This is a genomic window from Arthrobacter sp. EM1 (assembly GCF_029964055.1).
Lineage (GTDB): Bacteria > Actinomycetota > Actinomycetes > Actinomycetales > Micrococcaceae > Arthrobacter.
In genome coordinates this window covers 474,800-489,897 of the sequence record NZ_CP124836.1, presented here as the reverse complement: position 1 = coordinate 489,897, position 15,098 = coordinate 474,800, and the positions used below count along the sequence as shown (strand labels likewise).

Annotated in this window: 15 protein-coding genes; 5 read left to right on the top strand and 10 right to left on the bottom strand. The window is 65.4% G+C overall.

Going from position 1 to position 15,098, the window contains the following annotated elements; all coding sequences use genetic code 11:
* Positions 1 to 40: 40 nt before the first annotated feature.
* The 4 genes from QI450_RS02285 to QI450_RS02270 all read left to right on the top strand — a co-directional run bounded on the left by QI450_RS02285 (position 41) and on the right by QI450_RS02270 (position 3,468).
* Complete coding sequence (locus QI450_RS02285; RefSeq protein WP_348994525.1) at positions 41 to 286, top strand: DinB family protein; 246 nt, start codon at positions 41 to 43, stop codon at positions 284 to 286.
* A complete protein-coding gene (locus QI450_RS02280; protein ID WP_226774086.1) occupies positions 283 to 867 on the top strand; it encodes a histidine phosphatase family protein in 585 nt (194 codons plus the stop codon). The genes QI450_RS02285 and QI450_RS02280 overlap by 4 nt, the downstream gene beginning before the upstream one ends.
* A gap of 145 nt (positions 868 to 1,012) precedes the next feature.
* Positions 1,013 to 2,095, top strand: coding sequence for a glycerophosphodiester phosphodiesterase family protein (locus QI450_RS02275; RefSeq protein WP_226774087.1), 1,083 nt, complete (start codon positions 1,013 to 1,015; stop codon positions 2,093 to 2,095).
* A gap of 176 nt (positions 2,096 to 2,271) precedes the next feature.
* Positions 2,272 to 3,468: a TerC family protein gene (locus QI450_RS02270; protein WP_226774088.1), complete on the top strand. Its 1,197-nt coding sequence runs from the start codon at positions 2,272 to 2,274 to the stop codon at positions 3,466 to 3,468.
* A gap of 34 nt (positions 3,469 to 3,502) precedes the next feature.
* Here QI450_RS02270 and QI450_RS02265 read toward each other — a convergent pair whose 3' ends face one another.
* The 9 genes from QI450_RS02265 to QI450_RS02225 all read right to left on the bottom strand — a co-directional run bounded on the left by QI450_RS02265 (position 3,503) and on the right by QI450_RS02225 (position 12,898).
* Positions 3,503 to 4,486, bottom strand: a complete 984-nt coding sequence (locus QI450_RS02265) for a sensor domain-containing diguanylate cyclase (protein WP_226774089.1) — start codon at positions 4,484 to 4,486, stop codon at positions 3,503 to 3,505.
* Positions 4,483 to 5,316 (bottom strand): alpha/beta hydrolase, encoded by an 834-nt coding sequence (locus QI450_RS02260; RefSeq protein WP_226774090.1) that lies wholly within the window; start codon positions 5,314 to 5,316, stop codon positions 4,483 to 4,485. The genes QI450_RS02265 and QI450_RS02260 overlap by 4 nt, the downstream gene beginning before the upstream one ends.
* A 105-nt stretch (positions 5,317 to 5,421) precedes the next feature.
* On the bottom strand, positions 5,422 to 5,664 hold the full coding sequence (locus QI450_RS02255; protein ID WP_226774091.1) for a hypothetical protein: 243 nt from the start codon (positions 5,662 to 5,664) through the stop codon (positions 5,422 to 5,424).
* A complete protein-coding gene (locus QI450_RS02250) occupies positions 5,661 to 7,187 on the bottom strand; it encodes a glycosyltransferase family 2 protein (RefSeq protein ID WP_226774092.1) in 1,527 nt (508 codons plus the stop codon). Before QI450_RS02250 ends, QI450_RS02255 begins: the two co-directional genes overlap by 4 nt.
* Positions 7,188 to 7,416: 229 nt before the next feature.
* Entirely contained in the window at positions 7,417 to 8,784 is a 1,368-nt protein-coding gene (locus QI450_RS02245; protein WP_226774093.1) for an MFS transporter, read from the bottom strand.
* 47 nt (positions 8,785 to 8,831) lie between these two features.
* Positions 8,832 to 9,599, bottom strand: a complete 768-nt coding sequence (locus tag QI450_RS02240; RefSeq protein WP_282360136.1) for an amino acid ABC transporter ATP-binding protein — start codon at positions 9,597 to 9,599, stop codon at positions 8,832 to 8,834.
* Positions 9,596 to 10,636 (bottom strand): amino acid ABC transporter permease, encoded by a 1,041-nt coding sequence (locus QI450_RS02235; protein ID WP_226774094.1) that lies wholly within the window; start codon positions 10,634 to 10,636, stop codon positions 9,596 to 9,598. Before QI450_RS02235 ends, QI450_RS02240 begins: the two co-directional genes overlap by 4 nt.
* 6 nt (positions 10,637 to 10,642) lie before the next feature.
* On the bottom strand, positions 10,643 to 11,545 hold the full coding sequence (locus QI450_RS02230; protein WP_226774095.1) for an ABC transporter substrate-binding protein: 903 nt from the start codon (positions 11,543 to 11,545) through the stop codon (positions 10,643 to 10,645).
* A 78-nt stretch (positions 11,546 to 11,623) separates the two neighbouring features.
* Entirely contained in the window at positions 11,624 to 12,898 is a 1,275-nt protein-coding gene (locus QI450_RS02225) for an alpha-hydroxy acid oxidase (protein WP_226774096.1), read from the bottom strand.
* 134 nt (positions 12,899 to 13,032) lie between these two features.
* Here QI450_RS02225 and QI450_RS02220 point away from each other — a divergent pair, with 134 nt between their 5' ends.
* Positions 13,033 to 14,664 (top strand): PucR family transcriptional regulator, encoded by a 1,632-nt coding sequence (locus QI450_RS02220; protein WP_226774097.1) that lies wholly within the window; start codon positions 13,033 to 13,035, stop codon positions 14,662 to 14,664.
* A gap of 21 nt (positions 14,665 to 14,685) precedes the next feature.
* Here the strand turns inward: QI450_RS02220 and QI450_RS02215 are convergent, their stop codons facing one another.
* Positions 14,686 to 15,021, bottom strand: a complete 336-nt coding sequence (locus tag QI450_RS02215; RefSeq protein ID WP_226774098.1) for a cupin domain-containing protein — start codon at positions 15,019 to 15,021, stop codon at positions 14,686 to 14,688.
* Positions 15,022 to 15,098: the final 77 nt, after the last annotated feature.

Below are 15,098 nucleotides of genomic sequence, written 5' to 3'. Positions count from 1 at the left end.
ACCTCGGTCTTCACCCCCGGACGCACCCTCCTACCAGCAGGTGCTGGAGGTGCGCGCCGGCCGCCAGGCCATGGTGCGCAACTACCTCGCCGCGCTCACCCAGGAGCAGCTGTCCGGGGCCCGCACGAACCCCTGGGCCCCCGGGCAAGCCGAGACGGTACTCGCCTGCCTGCATACGATCTTCGACGAGGAATGGGAGCACCTACGGTACGCCGTCCGTGAGCTGGACGTGATCGAGGCAGCGATTCCCACCCCAGCCCCCGCGAACGGCAGAATGGAACCATGACCCTCACAACGTTCGCGCTCATCCGTCATGGCCAAACCGACTGGAATGCGCAGCGCCGGCTGCAGGGAGCCACCGACATTCCGCTCAACGACGTCGGCCGCGACCAGGCCCGGGACGCCGTCGCCGTGGTGTCCGGCTATAAGTGGGATGCGGTGGTGTCCTCGCCGCTGAGCCGGGCCGCGGAAACCGCGAAGCTGATCGCCGGCGGGCTGGGGCTCGCCGTCAACCGCCATGTGCCCGAACTCGCCGAGCGCAGCTTCGGCGACGCCGAGGGCCTGCAGGACGGGCCCGAACTGGAGGCCCTGCGCATCCCCGGTGGATTCCGTGGCGCCGAGACTGAGGACCAGGCGGCAAGGCGCGGACTCCTGGCGCTGGAAACCCTGGCCGAGGAATTCCGCGGCGGCCGCATCCTTGTAGTCGCCCACGGCACGCTGATCCGGCTGAGCCTGAACCGTGCGATCGGACGCCAGCTGGAGCGCATCAACAACGCCGCGCTGAACCTCGCCCACCACCACCCGGCCGACGGCTGGCAGCTCGAATACCTCAACGGCGCACCGGTGACGGCCGCGGCGCTGAGCTGAGCGCCGCACTGCCGCCGGCCGGCCCCGCCGACGAACTGTTCACCCGCGGTCCAGTCCCCCGAGGACACCAGTCCATGTTCCTTCCCTAAGGTTGTCGGGTCGCCGGCGCAGCGCCGGCACCCGTCACCCAGGAGGAACCACCACCATGCGCACAGTCCTGACCGCCGCGGCCGCCGCCGCACTCATCGCCTCCCTGGCGAGCCCCGCCGTCGCCGCTCCAGCCGCCACCTCACCCGCCGACGCAGCCTCCGCGCCGACGTCGAACGCTGCCGGAACCGGCACATCCGAGACGAAAACGAACGAGCGCAACGGGTCCTTCGACCTGCAGGCACACCGCGGAGGCCGCGGCGAGTGGACCGAGGAATCCCTGGCTGCCTTCGCCAACTCGCTGGCGCTGGGAGTGACCACCCTGGAACTGGACACCCACCTCACCAGCGACGGCAAGATCATCGTCTGGCACGACGACACCATCCAGGCAGACAAGTGCCAGGACACCGCCCCGGCCACGCCGGGCGACGCCGGCTTCCCGTATGTCGGCGACCGGGTGGCCGAACTGTCGCTCGCCCAGATCAAAACACTTGACTGCGGGTTCACCCAGCTCAAGGGGTTCCCCGAACAGGACGTGGTCGAGGGCAACCGGATCGCCGAACTCAAGGACGTGTTTGGGCTGGTCCGCGACGCCAACGCCAAAAAGGTCCGCTTCAACATCGAGACCAAGGTGGAGGACGGGAAGTCCGGCGGCGCGGGCATGGTGGCCCTGACCAAGGCCGCGGTCGCGGAGATCCAGGCCTCCGGCATGGCGGAGCGAAGCACCGTGCAGTCGTTCGACTGGTCCTCGCTGAACCTGACCAAGAAGATCGCCCCGGAGCTGCCGCTGGTTGCCCTTTCCAGCGGCGACGCCTGGCTTGAGGTCGGCCGGCCCGGCGCCAGCCCCAATCTCGGCGGCATCGACATCGACACCTACGGCGGATCCCTCGCCCAGGCGGCCGCGGCCCAGGGCTACAACGCCATCTCCCCCACGTTCCGTTCCGTCACGCCCGGAATGATCACGGAGGCCCACGGTCTCGGACTGCCGGTCATCCCCTGGACGGTCAACACCACGGCTGATATCAACCGGCTGATGGACCTCGGCGTCGACGGCATCATCAGCGACTACCCCACCCGGCTGCGCACCGTGATGGAAGAGCGCGGAATGAAGCTCCCGAAGGTCTACTCGCCGAAGGTTTAACGGAACCACAACGGCGGCGGGCGGCCGCGTCCCGGGGCCGCCCGCGTCAGCAACGCGGGCGTCTAAGCGTCATTGGCGCTAAGTTTGAGGGATCCCGGCACTTCGCGAGCGTGACGTTCGTTCGTTAGGTGACCAGCCCCCGCCGACCACACCGGCCGACACAAAAATGAGGCACCATGCAAGTCCCCGCCATTGTTTGGATATTCACGATCATCGGAATAGTGGGCCTGCTGGCCTTCGACTTCTTCTTCCACGTACGCAAGGCCCACACCCCCACCCTCAGGGAGTCGGCCATCTGGTCATCGATCTACGTCAGCATCGCCCTGCTGTTCGGCGTTGGTGTTCTGGTTTTCGGCGGTGCCACCATGGGCACGGAGTACTTCGCCGGTTACGTCACGGAGAAGGCCCTCTCGGTCGATAATCTCTTCGTCTTCCTCATCATTATGGCCAGTTTCCGGGTGCCCCGCGCCGATCAGCAGAAGGTGCTGCTGTTCGGGATCGTCTTCTCGCTGATTGCGCGCACCGCGTTCATCTTGCTCGGCGCCGCCCTGATCAACAGCTTCTCCTGGGTGTTCTACATCTTCGGCCTAATTCTGCTGCTCACGGCCGGCAACCTGCTGCGGCCGGATTCGCACGATGACGACTCCGACGGGCTGATCGTCCGTCTGGCCAAGAAGTTCCTGCCCGCGTCCTCGCACTACGACGGCGACAAAATGTTCACCCTCGTAAACGGCAAACGCGTCCTCACCCCGATGCTCCTGGTGATGGTGGCCATCGGCGGGACGGATATCCTGTTTGCGCTTGACTCGATCCCGGCCATCTTTGGCCTGACCCAGAACGTCTATATTGTCTTTACCGCCACCGCCTTCTCGCTGATGGGGCTGCGCCAGCTGTTCTTCCTGATCGACGGGCTGCTGGACCGGCTGATCTACCTCTCCTACGGCCTCGCCGCCGTCCTGGGCTTCATCGGCGTCAAACTCGTCCTGCACGCCCTCCACGAGAACAACCTGCCGTTTATCAACGACGGCGAACACGTCAGCGTCCTCGAGGTCAGCACCGGCGCCTCGCTGCTGGTCATCCTCGGAGTCCTCACCGTCACCATCCTGGCCTCCGTCTTCAGCCCCAAGGGCAAGGCCAAGAACGCGGTCTCCGGCGCCAAGAGGCACGCCACTGACTACCTGGACCTCAGCTACGAAACCGACATCGCGGAACGGGACGCGATCTTCACCAAGATGGTCAGCGAAGAAGAGCAGCTGCGGACGCTGCCGGAGAAGTACAAGCGGCTCATCCACCATGAAACCGAGTTCCTGGATCTCCTCCACCGCGCCCATGCCGAGCACGACAAGGCCCTGGAGCGGAACACCCGCGGCTAAACCCGGCAGCCGGCGCGGTGCGGGCAAAAGGCCGCTAGGACACCCGGCGGGACAATAGCGTCGGCTGTCCGTGCCTGCTGCGGGTCTTTGAGGCGTACATATCGGCATCGGCCCGGCGCAGCAACTCCTCGGCCGTTTCGGTGTCTCCGTTGCTGATCGCCACGCCGATGGCAAGTCCCACCTGCAGTTCGGCCCCGTCGACCATAACGGGTGGTGCCAGCGAATCCAGTACCCGCAACGCCACTCGTTCCACATCGTCGACGGTGGCCGGACCGGCGACCAACACCACGAATTCGTCGCCGCTGTAGCGCGCGGCCGTGTCGACGCCGCGGATCGCTCCGGCCAGCCGCGCGGCAACCTGGCAGAGTACCTGGTCGCCGGCGGCGTGGCCCATTGAGTCATTGACTGTCTTGAAGCCGTTGACGTCGCAGAACAGCAGGCCTACCTCCCCGCCGTCGTGCACTGCGGCCGCCAGGGCCATCCCCAGCCGGTCATCGAACAACGCCCGGTTCGGCAGCCCGGTCAGCGAATCATGCATCGCCGCGTACCGTGCTTCCGCCAGCAGCCGTGCCCGGTCCGCCTCGGCGGCCTCGAGCTTACGCATCGCGGCCGCGAGTTCACGCTCGTAGAGCCGGCGTTCCGGGGCGCTGAATAGGACGATGCGGTCCAGCTCGGGCGCATTCGCCGCGGTGCGGGACCGCGCAGCAGCGAGAAGTACCGGCAGCCGGGTCCCGTTGGCGCCAATGATCTGGACGGAGAGTTCGGTCAGCACCCCGGTGGCGTCCAGCTCCGGCATCGCGTGGGTCAGGTACATAATCCGGTCACCGGCCGGCATCAGCCGCAGCAGGCTTGAACCCACCAGCTCGGCGCGGGATTTGCCGGTCCAGTCGCAGAGCGTCCGGTTCGCCTCCACGATGGTCCCGTCCGACAGGGTCAGCAGATACCCGGCCGGCGCGGCATGGAACAGCGCCGCGAAATCCGTGCGGCCTGCCGGCTGGGGCTCCGGCGCGGCGTTCACGTGCCGCTCTGCAGGTAGCCGAGGATGGCGGCCGCTGTCTCCTCGGGCGCACTGGCCTGCGGGAAGTGGCCCTTGGCGGCCAGGGTTTTGAGTGTGCCTTGCGGCAGCCGTTCGAGCAGGTAGTCGCCGATGTGCGCCGGGGTCACCACGTCATCGGTGGTCTGCAGGATCAGGACCGGAATCCCGACGTCGGCCAGCCGGTGCCGGACATCGGACAGGAACGCCACCCGGGCGAAGTCACGGCCCACCGCGGGGGTGATCCGGCCGAAGCTGCCCCGGATTTCGGCACCGAGTTCGGCGGCTTCCGGATTGTTCAAAAACACCGGAGCCATCGAGTTGGCCCAGACCAGGTAATTGGCGTCGAGGGATTCAAACAGTTCATCGAGCTCGTCGCTGGTGAAGCCGCCGGTGTACCCGTCGTCGGGGTGATCCAGGTAGCTCGGCGACGCCGTCAACAGCACCAGCCTGCTCAGCCGCGGGCCCCCGTTCTCGTTCGTGGCGGTGGCCTCGCGGGCGGCGGCCTCGATGGCCATCATGGAGCCCACGCTGTGGCCCACCAGGGTCACCTCGCGAAGATCCAGTTCCGTGCAGATGTTCAGCAGGTCCGTCACGTAGGGGCCGATGCTGGAGTACTTCCCGGCATCATAGGCGCCTTTGTCAGACCCGCCGGACCCCACGTGGTCAAAAAGCACCACCCGGTAGGTGTCCGTGAAATAGGGCAGGACCTTTCCCCACATCTTTTGATCGGTGCCAAATCCGTGGGCGAACATCAGTACCGGACCCTGCTCGGGTCCGGTGATCTGGACGTTGCTGCGTGCTGAAACCGTCATGGCCCGGTGATGCCGCCTGTCTGATGGAAAGGGAGGTCCGGATCACCCCAGTCGCCGGACCACGTTAGCCGGATGCTTCGGTGCGAAGCCCGGCCCCCGCAAACGTTAGCCCTCCGAAGGAGCGTTCGTTGCATTCTCCGGGATGATGCCCCGCGGTTCGGAGCGCTCATTGCTGCGCCGGATCCAGTCCGAAACGTAGACCTTCGGCAGGATCTTAGCCACCGCCAAGGCCACGTACATCACGGTGTTGATCGCCACAAACGCCGCCAAGGCCGCGAAGGCATCGCTTTCAAGCAGTGCGTGCGGCAGCAGGAGGCCCGCCGGGACCGTCAGGTGGTTCGTGATCATGGGTGGCTCCCCGGGGTGGTGGTCATGGCTGCGGTTTTTGCTGCGGCGGACGACGCCGGGTGCTGCACGTGCTTCCACGCAGCCTGCCGCCCCACGGACAGATCGATAACACCCTTGACGTAGACGAAGTTCAGGTACATATCAAAGATCAGTTCCGGGAAGATCAGCACCGCCAACAGCCTTCCACGCCAGCCGGCCCGCCACACCGTCACCACACGTTCTACGGTGAAAATCGCCCCCAGGCCCAGCCAGAAGGGAAACCAGACCCACTCGTCCAGGGCAAGCAGCATCAGCATTATCAACAGCAGGTAGGACCCCAGGGCGATCACACCATAGCCAATACCGAGCTGCTGCGCCCAATACCGCATGGTCTGCGGCGTGATCCCGTAGGCCCCGAGGTTCTCCAAGGCGCCGCGCTGCCAGCGCAGCCGCTGCGCCCAGAGGGTGCGCCACGTGGGCATCAGCTCGGTGACCACAGTGCATTCCTGCGGTGAAATCATCAGTCCGCCGAGCGACTTCAGCGCAATCGTCAGCTCGTTGTCCTCTGTCAGTGCCGCCGTGTCATAGACGTCCCCGTGCTTACCGGGCAGGGACAACCCGCGGCCTTGCGCCACCGCCCGCAGCGCCGCCGGGCGGAATACCGAGGCGGTGCCGGTCAAAACAAACACCCGGCCCCGCCGCCGTCGCATGTCCCGGGCGTAACGGACGTATTCATTGCGCTGGAACTGGCCCAGCATGCCGTGGCCTTCCTCACCGTAGAAGAGGCCGCCCACGGCCATCAGGGCCCGGTCCTGGCTGAGCCGGCGGACCGCGGATTCCAGGAATCCGTCGTCGAGCTGGGTGTCGGCGTCCATAATCATCACAACGTCGTTGTCCCCCAGCCCGGGCAGGACCTGGCTCAGCACCTGGTTCAGCGCGCCGCCCTTTTTGTGGGTGTTCCCCACTGTTTCGAAGACTTCGACGCCGGCAGCCCGGCAGGCAGCCACGGATCCGTCGGTGCAGTTGTCCGCAACAACGATGATCTTTTCGGGCGGGTGCGACTGGTCCATCAGTGACGCCAGGGTCAGCGGCAGCGAGGCTTCCTCGTTGTGGGCGGGGATAAGTACGGTGACCGTGACCGGTCCGGCGTAGACTCCGCGCGTCGCCGCCATAATGACTTTGGGCGCCAAGGGTTTGGTGTTGATGTTCAGCGAGCGGCGGCTGCGGTTACCGATCCGTTGCTCCAGCAGTGCCACCCCGGCCGCGAGGGCCAGGGCGACGGCGATCGCGGCGGTAATCACCCGCGGCGCCGGGGCTTCGGTGGCGTAGAGCACTTTCCAGAGCCCGAAGACGAGCCCTTCAACCGGCGCCTCGGAGGACATGGCGCCGCCCGCTGACACCAACGTCAGGAGCGCGGCAGCCGCCGCAACAACGGACCCCGCGATCAGCAGGCCGGCGGAGCGGGAACTGCTCCCGCCGGCTTCCGGGGACCGGCGCTTGCGGGGCCTCCGGTCGCGGTCACGGGTTTCACGGTTTTTTGTCATGTTTGGCTCCAGCCACCTAAACAGTCAATCTCCAACAGGATCAGCGTCCCGGCAGACCCAGCTGCTGCCTAAATCGTTCGGTGCCATCGGCTCCGGCGGATGGTCCGTACGCCGTGTTGTTACGCCACCGTGACATCCAACCACCACCGCCGGTCAGCTTGTCGATTGTTGTCATCCTACCGGCGAAGGTTGTCATCTGCCGCAGTATTTCCGCGTATTTCCGTCACGTTCACCCCGGTAAGGTTCGGTCCCGCCACAACAGCGAGACGGCAAACACCACCGCACCCAGGCCCAGCATCACAAAGACCATCAGTCCCCAGTTAGCCTGGTTCACCCCGGTGCCGTAAAAGACGCCGATCAGCACGGTAGCCATGATCGCCCCGAGGTACCGGCAGGTCTGGAATATCCCCGCAGCCACCCCGCGCTCCTCTGCCCGGGTGGACACATACATGCCCTGGCTCGAAGCGATGCCGACCACCCCGTAGGGCACACCCAGCAGTGCTGTCAGGGCCAGGACCAGCGGGATGGCGAACGAGCCGGTCAGCAGCCACATCATCCCCGACGCTGTCACCAGGAGCACAACGCCGGCAATCAGCACACGCTTGACCCCAAAGCGGTCAATCGCGCGGACGGCGACGGGTGTGACCACCACCGACATCGCCGCCAGCGGCAGCATCAGCAGGCCTACCATTCCGGGGCTGTACCCCCCGGCTTCCTGCAACAGCTGCGGCAAGCCAAAGAAGGCGAAGTAGTAGACGCCGCTGAACAGGGCAAACCCCAGGTAAACGAGCAGCAGCGGGCGGTTGCGTCCCAACAAGCGCAAATCCAGGAACGGGGTGGCAAAGCGCAGTTCCCGCCAGACGAACAGCGCTGCTAGGCCGGTGCCGGCGGCAAGCAGCCACCAGCGGTGGTCCGGCAGCACGTTCAGCAGCGCCATCATCGCCAGGACCATGGAGCCGACGAAGGCCAGGACGCCGGGGACGTCCGAGTCCCGCAGCAGCTCGACGGCCCGGCCGCTCTCGCGTTCCCCGTCCGGCGGAGCAAACCGCCGGACCAGGAGGATCGCCGCGACGGCCAACGGAACGTTGATCAGGAAAAGTGCCTGCCAGCCCACAAAACCCACCAAAAGACCGCCCACCACCGGTCCGACAGCAGCCGCCGAGGTATTCGCCATCTGGATGCGGCCCAGCGGCCGGGTCGACTTCACGTGCGCCTGACGGGCCAATGCCCCCACCATCACCACGGCGCTCGGGTAGGCCGTCGCCGTGCCAAGGGCCATAACGGCCCTGGCAACACAAAGCAGGGCGAAATTCGGGGCAAAGGGAGCCAGTGCGCAGGTCACCGCCACCAGGGCCATGCCCAGCAGGAAAAGCCGGCGCGGACCGAAACGGTCGGCAAGACGGCCCATCAGCGGCTGGCCGGCCGCGGAGGTGAGGTAGAACGCGGTAATCACCCAGGTGACGGTGGCGACGTCGAGCGCGAAATCCGCACGCAGCACCACCAGGGCGACGGCGATCATCGAGGAGTTCAGCGGGTTCAGTGCAGTACCCAGGCTCAAGCCTGCGACGGCCAGGCCGGTCCGGGGAGAGTTGCTCACGGCAACAGTCTGTCCTACCGCGTGCGGTGCCGGAACTCCGTGACGCGTCAGAGGACCTTGGACAGGAACGCCTTGGTCCGGTCATGCTGCGGATCGCTTAGGATCTGACGCGGTGGCCCGGCTTCGACCACCACACCTTCGTCCATAAAGACCAGCGTGTCTGCCACCTCGCGGGCGAACCCCATCTCATGGGTCACCACGATCATGGTCATGCCGGTCCTGGCCAGTTCCTTCATCACGTCGAGCACCTCGCCCACCAGTTCCGGATCCAGGGCACTTGTCGGTTCGTCGAAGAGCATCAGCTTGGGGTCCATGGCCAGCGCACGGGCGATGGCCACACGCTGCTGCTGGCCACCGGACAGGTGCGCCGGATAGGCGTCCGCCCTGTCGCCAAGCCCCACCCGGTCCAGCAGCTCCCTGGCCCGCTCGGTGGCCTTGGACTTGGACAAGCCCTTCACCCGAATGGGGGCCAGGGTGATGTTCTCCACGGCGGTCAGGTGGGGGAAAAGGTTAAAGCGCTGGAACACCATTCCGATTTCCTGGCGTTGGAAGGCTGCCTCCTTGAGCTTGAGTTCGTAGAGCTTGTCCCCCTTTTGCCGGTAGCCAACCAGTTGTCCGTCCACTGACAGCCGGCCGCCGTCCACCCGCTCCAGGTGGTTGATGCAGCGCAGGAACGTCGACTTGCCGGACCCGCTGGGGCCCACAATGCACAGCACCTCGCCGGGATCGACCGCCAGGCTGATCCCGCGCAGCACCTTGTTGGTGCCGAAATTCTTGGAGACCCGCTCCGCCAGGACCATGGGCATGTCCGTCATCCTTTTCCGCCAAAGTCCGTGCCGAGCGGTGCGCCCGGTATACCGGGGACCGCCGTCGGTGCCGGTTCCGGCGTCGACGGTCCCTTGCCCGTTTTCAGCCGACCGGTGCCGCGGGAGAACCGCTTTTCAATGAAGTGCTGGCCCACCATCAAAACGGAAGTGAAGAGCAAGTACCAGAGGGAGGCCACAATCAGCAGCGGCACTGGTGTGAAGGTCACCGCGGAAATACCGCGCGACACCCCGTAGAGGTCAATGCTCAACGGGATCGCCGCCACCAGTGAAGTGGTTTTGAGCATCGAAATCACCTCGTTGCCGGTGGGCGGAATGATGATCTTCATCGCCTGCGGAACCACCACAAACCGCATCGTCTGCCCCCAGGACATCGCGAGCGCCGTCGAGGCTTCCGCCTGCCCCTCGTCCACTGAGAGCAGCCCGGCGCGCACAATCTCGGACATGTAGGCGGCCTCGTTGAGTGCCAGTCCGATCACGGCGGTGATAAAGAGGTTGGTGAAGATCTCGTTGGGGATGGTGACCCACGGTTCCGTAAACGGAATACCCAGCGTGAACACCGGATAGATCAAGGACACGATGCCCCAGAAGACCAGCTGCACGTATACCGGGGTCCCCCGGAAAATCCAGATGTACAGCCAGGCAATACTCTTCAGCACGGGGTTTGGTGAGAGCCGCATGATGGCCAGCAACAAGCCGATGACGATCGCGCCGATCATGGCATAAACGGTCAGCCACAAGGTCACCCAGGCGGCCTGGCTGATCCGGCGGTCAAAGATGAATTTGCCGACGTCGGGCCAGCCATAGTCCGAGCGTTGGGCGGCGTCCAGGACAAAGACCGCCAGGCCCAGGACCAGGAGCACCGCCACCAGGATCCGCCAGGGATGGCGCAGCGGGATTGCGACGATCTCCTCCGGCGGCGCTCCGCCGTCGTCGGTTCGGGTTCTGCCGGCCCGCGGCGTCCTGCCCGGTTCCGTTTGCCCGCCGGGCTCCGCCTCAACCATCCGGCCGGGTTCCGGTTCGCTCATGTGCTATCACCCTTTGGCTGCCACGTTGAGTGCCGCCGTCTTGATTCCGCCGGCTTCCACTCCCCACTTGGACAGGATCTTGTTGTACGAGCCGTCATCGATCAACGACTGGAGGGCCTTTTGCAGGACCGGCGTAAATTCGCTGCCCTGTGCCACGGGTATGCCGTAGGGTGCCACCTCGAAGGCGGTGCCCGCGGTCTGCAGCTTGTCCTTGGTCTTGGAGATCGCGTAGAGAGTCACTGGTGAATCGGCGCTCATGGCGTCGACCTGACCGACCACCAGGGCGTTGGTCGCCTGGTCCTGCGCGTCGTATTTGAAGATGGTGATGGCCGGCTTTCCGGCGTCGGTGCAGGCCTTGGACTTGGCGGGCACTTCGTGGGTGTCCTCGTAGGTGGTGGCCTGGACAGCAACCTTGAGCCCGCAGGCGTCGTTAGGGTCGACCGTTTTGCCCTTCGGGGCCGCCCACTGGATTCCGGCGGAGTAGTAGTTGACAAAATCCACCTGCTTTTCGCGTTCCAGCGTGTCAGTAAAGGAGGACATGCCCATGTCATCTTTTCCCGCGCGGACGGCGGGAAGGATGTTGTCGAAGGTGCCGATATCAAAGTTGACCTTTAAGCCCATCACCTTCCCCAGGGCGTTGGTGAGGTCCACTGACCAGCCGGCCGGCGCCCCGTTGTCGTCCTTGAATTCGTTGGGCGGGTAATTGTTTGCCATGCCGACATTAAGCACGCCTGCGCTCTTGATTTTCTCCGGGAGCATCGCTGCAATCGTGTCACTCTTTTTCACGTCGATTGCGTCCGCGGTTCCGGAGGCCCCGCCGGTGGCGGCGGGTTCACTGTTGTTAACGCAGCCGGAAAGCGAGAGCGCCGTGGCTACGGTGAGGACGGGGAGTAGGTAACGGGTGCGCATGGTTTCCTTAGCTGTTCAGAGATTCTCTAAACTCCCGCAATCCTGCGGGAGTGTGCTGTCTGCCTGCTTATTCAGAATTCATATGTGCGAGGTGGTTGACGCCGTGGTTTCCAGGATTCCTCCGGACTGACGGATATCCCGAAGAATTTCCCCGCCCCGAGCCTTCAACTCGGAAATACTGGAAACGCCTACTAACGTCATCGTACGCCGCAGTTCGTCACCGAAGATCTCGATAATGCGCCCAACACCCGGCGAGCCGGCCGCGACCAGGCCATACAGGTATGCCCTGCCGATCGAACAGGCATCGGCGCCGAGGGCCAGCGCCTTGAGGACATCGCTGCCGCGCCGGACACCGGAGTCCACGTAGATTTCGATCGAGTCGCCCACCCGTTGCCGGGATTCCTGCAGCACATCCATGGGACTCAGCATGTGGTCCAGCTGACGGCCGCCGTGGTTGCTTAACTGGACGGCGTCCAGGCCAATCCGGGCGGCCTTGTCCACGTCGGCCGGGTTGACGCACCCCTTCAGCACGATTTTGCCGTGCCATCCCTGGCGCAGGGCCACCAGTTCCTTCCACCCGCTGGTGGCGTCCGAGTGGCCCAAAATGTGTTGCCACATGGACGGGGTGACGACGGACGTGGCCGCAGGACTGCGCGGATCCAGGTTGGGGAAACTGATGCCGTCCGACTTCAGGAAGTTGATCCACCAGGACGGCCGCCGGGCGATGTCAGCGATGGCGGAAAGGGTCAGTGCGGGCGGGGCGGTGAAGCCGTTGTGCAGGTCCCGCTCGCGGGATCCCAGCGCCCGTGTGTCGACGCCGACAATCAGTGTGGTGAATCCCGCGGCCTCGCAGCGCGCGAGTTTGTTCTTTAAGGCCTGGGCGTCGGAGGTCAGCCCGAAGTTGAACCAGCGGTCAAGGTCCGGGTGGCGTTCCGCGATCGATTCCATCGGCACGGTGCTGAGTCCGGCCAGCCCATAGGGGATCTGTGCCCGTTCCGCGGCCGCGGCGACGGCGAGTTCGCCTTCGGGATGGAACAGCCGGGTTGCACCGGTGGGAGTCAGCGTCAGGGGCAGCGTGCTGGCTTTCCCGAGTAGGTTCGTGCTGGTATCGGGCCCGGAGACCGGGCCCCAGCTTGGCATCAGTGCCCAGGAATCGAAGACGGCGCGGTTGCGCCGCAGCGTCACCTCGTCCTCAGAGCCGCCGTCGAGGTAGTCGAAGATCCCGGCAGGCAGGACTTTCCGTGCAGCCTTCCGGTATTCCTCGACGTTGTAGGCGTTGGCCAGCACCCGGCGTCGGCGTGAGAAGACGGGGGCCTTCACCTGGATAAGCTGCCTGGCGTCGCTGATCTTCAAGAAGGGCCTTTCCTGTCGCTGTCCTGCGTTATGGTTCAGCGTAGAAAGCCTATTCCTGTGCCACTATGGAGATTCCAACAAATTTAGGGGCTCTTCATTAGTAGCAACTACCAAACGACCTGGTTGGTGCCGGCGTGACCCCGGCACCGGCGGGACAGGAGTACTCGCTGCCTACCCTGGCGGACGTCGCCCGCTCGGCGGGTTCGGAAATTGTCAGCCTCGTCGAAATGCCGGCTGACGACCGGCAGATCGTGTCGGGCTCCGTGCTTTACGACTCGACGGCTGTTCCTGCCAGGTACCCGGGCGCTGTTGCGTTGGCCATCGGGCTCTCCCTGTCAGGGAAACGGCTCGGCGTGAAGGTCCGGGAACTCAGCGACGCCGGGTACGTGGCCATTGTCTACAAGTCCAACGGCAGCTCCGACGCTGCGCTGCGCGCCGCCGCGCGTGGGGCGGGGCTGGCACTGTTCCGGGCCGCAGACGCGGTGCCGTGGAACCAGCTCGCCGAGGTCATGGACGCCGCCGTCATCCCGCACCGCCAGTCCGGACACACGCTGGTAGACATCCGGCCCGGAGACCTGTTCGACTTGGCCAACACGGTAGCAGCCCAAACCGGCGGTGCAATCGCGGTCGCTGATCCGGACCAGACGATTTTGGCGTATTCGACGCTGCCGGACCAGCCCATTGATGAGACGCGCAGGAGTTCGATCCTCCGGCTTCATGTGCCGCATTCGGTTGAAACCGACAAGGACTACCGCCGCGTCCATGCCGCCACCGATGCGCTGGAGGTGGCGACGGCGGATCCCCTGCTCCGGCGTACTGCCATTTCCATCCGGGCCGGCGGCTCCGTCCTGGGCTCGCTGTGGCTGCTGGAACGGGCGGAACACCACACCGAGGATGCGAACCGGATCCTGCGTGAAGCAGCCAACGTTGCCGCGCTCCACATCCTGCACAAGCGCACCACCTACGTCTCGAACCTGACCCGCCAGATAGATTTGGTCCAGCCGCTGCTGTTTGAACCGCAACGCGCCGAGCTGGCGGCCATCAGGCTCGGGATCTCCGCGCCGTCCGTCCGGGTGGCGGCGCTGGGCGCCTGGCCGGCCGGTGGCACAGCGTCCGACACCCTGCAATCCCGGCTCCGGCTCTTCGACGCCATCCGAACCGCCTGCGCCATCCGACTGCCCTCGGCCGTCTGCGGGTTCTCGGACAACATCGTTTACATCGTCCTGCCGCAGAGCACCGAATCGTCCCGGCAGTTTCAACGCACAGCACTATTAAAGATTGTGCAGAATGCCCGGCGGCTCCTCGCCCGGCCGGTCCTGGCCGCACTGGGCGGGGCTGCCACAATCAATCGGCTCGGCGAGTCCCGGGTCAACGCCGAGCTGGTCCTGGCCGAGCTGGCGCGCAACGTCGCCGAAGGACGCATCGCCGCCGATTCCGACGACGTCGTCTCTGACGATGAATCGCTCGGCGCGTCCCTGCAGCTGCGCCAGATCGTTACCTCGCTGACGGCGGCCGGCCAGCTGCCCGGCGCGCACGCACTCCGGATCGCGGATTACGACGAACAGCACAAGAAGTCCTTCGAAGAAACCATTTACGCCTACCTGCGTTGCAGTGGCAACGCCGTGGAAGCCGCGAAGACCCTGGCGGTCCACGTCAACACGGTCCGCTACCGCTTATCCCGGGTGGAAGAACTCTTCGGCCTCGACCTGGACGACCCCGAGACGCGCCTCCTGCTCTGGCTTCAACTCTGGGGAAGGCGCAACTAGCGTCCGGCGGCGGCACTGCCGTCAGGTTTTGATTTTCGCGACCGTCATCAGGATCGCCGAGTCTTCTTCCGCTTCCAGGCTGTGCAGCCCGTCCGGCACTATCAGCAAATCCCCGCTCTTGCCCTGCCAGGACTCCTCGCCGGCCCGCAGCCGCACGCAGCCACGGAGCACAAAGACCGTCGCTTCGCCCGGATTCCGGTGCTCGCTGAGCTGCGTCCCGGCCCGAAACGCCATCACCGTCTGGCGCAGGGTCTTTTCGTGTCCGCCAAACGCGGTGTCGGCAGCCCGCCCGCTGGGAGCCGCCACCGCGGCCGCAATTTGCTGCCGGGCCAGCGCATCAAGGGATATCTTCTGCATGGGGCCACCCTACCGAGAATCGTGCGCGCTGCCGAGGGTCCTTTGCCCCATCCCGGCCAGGAGCAGCCGCGGGGATG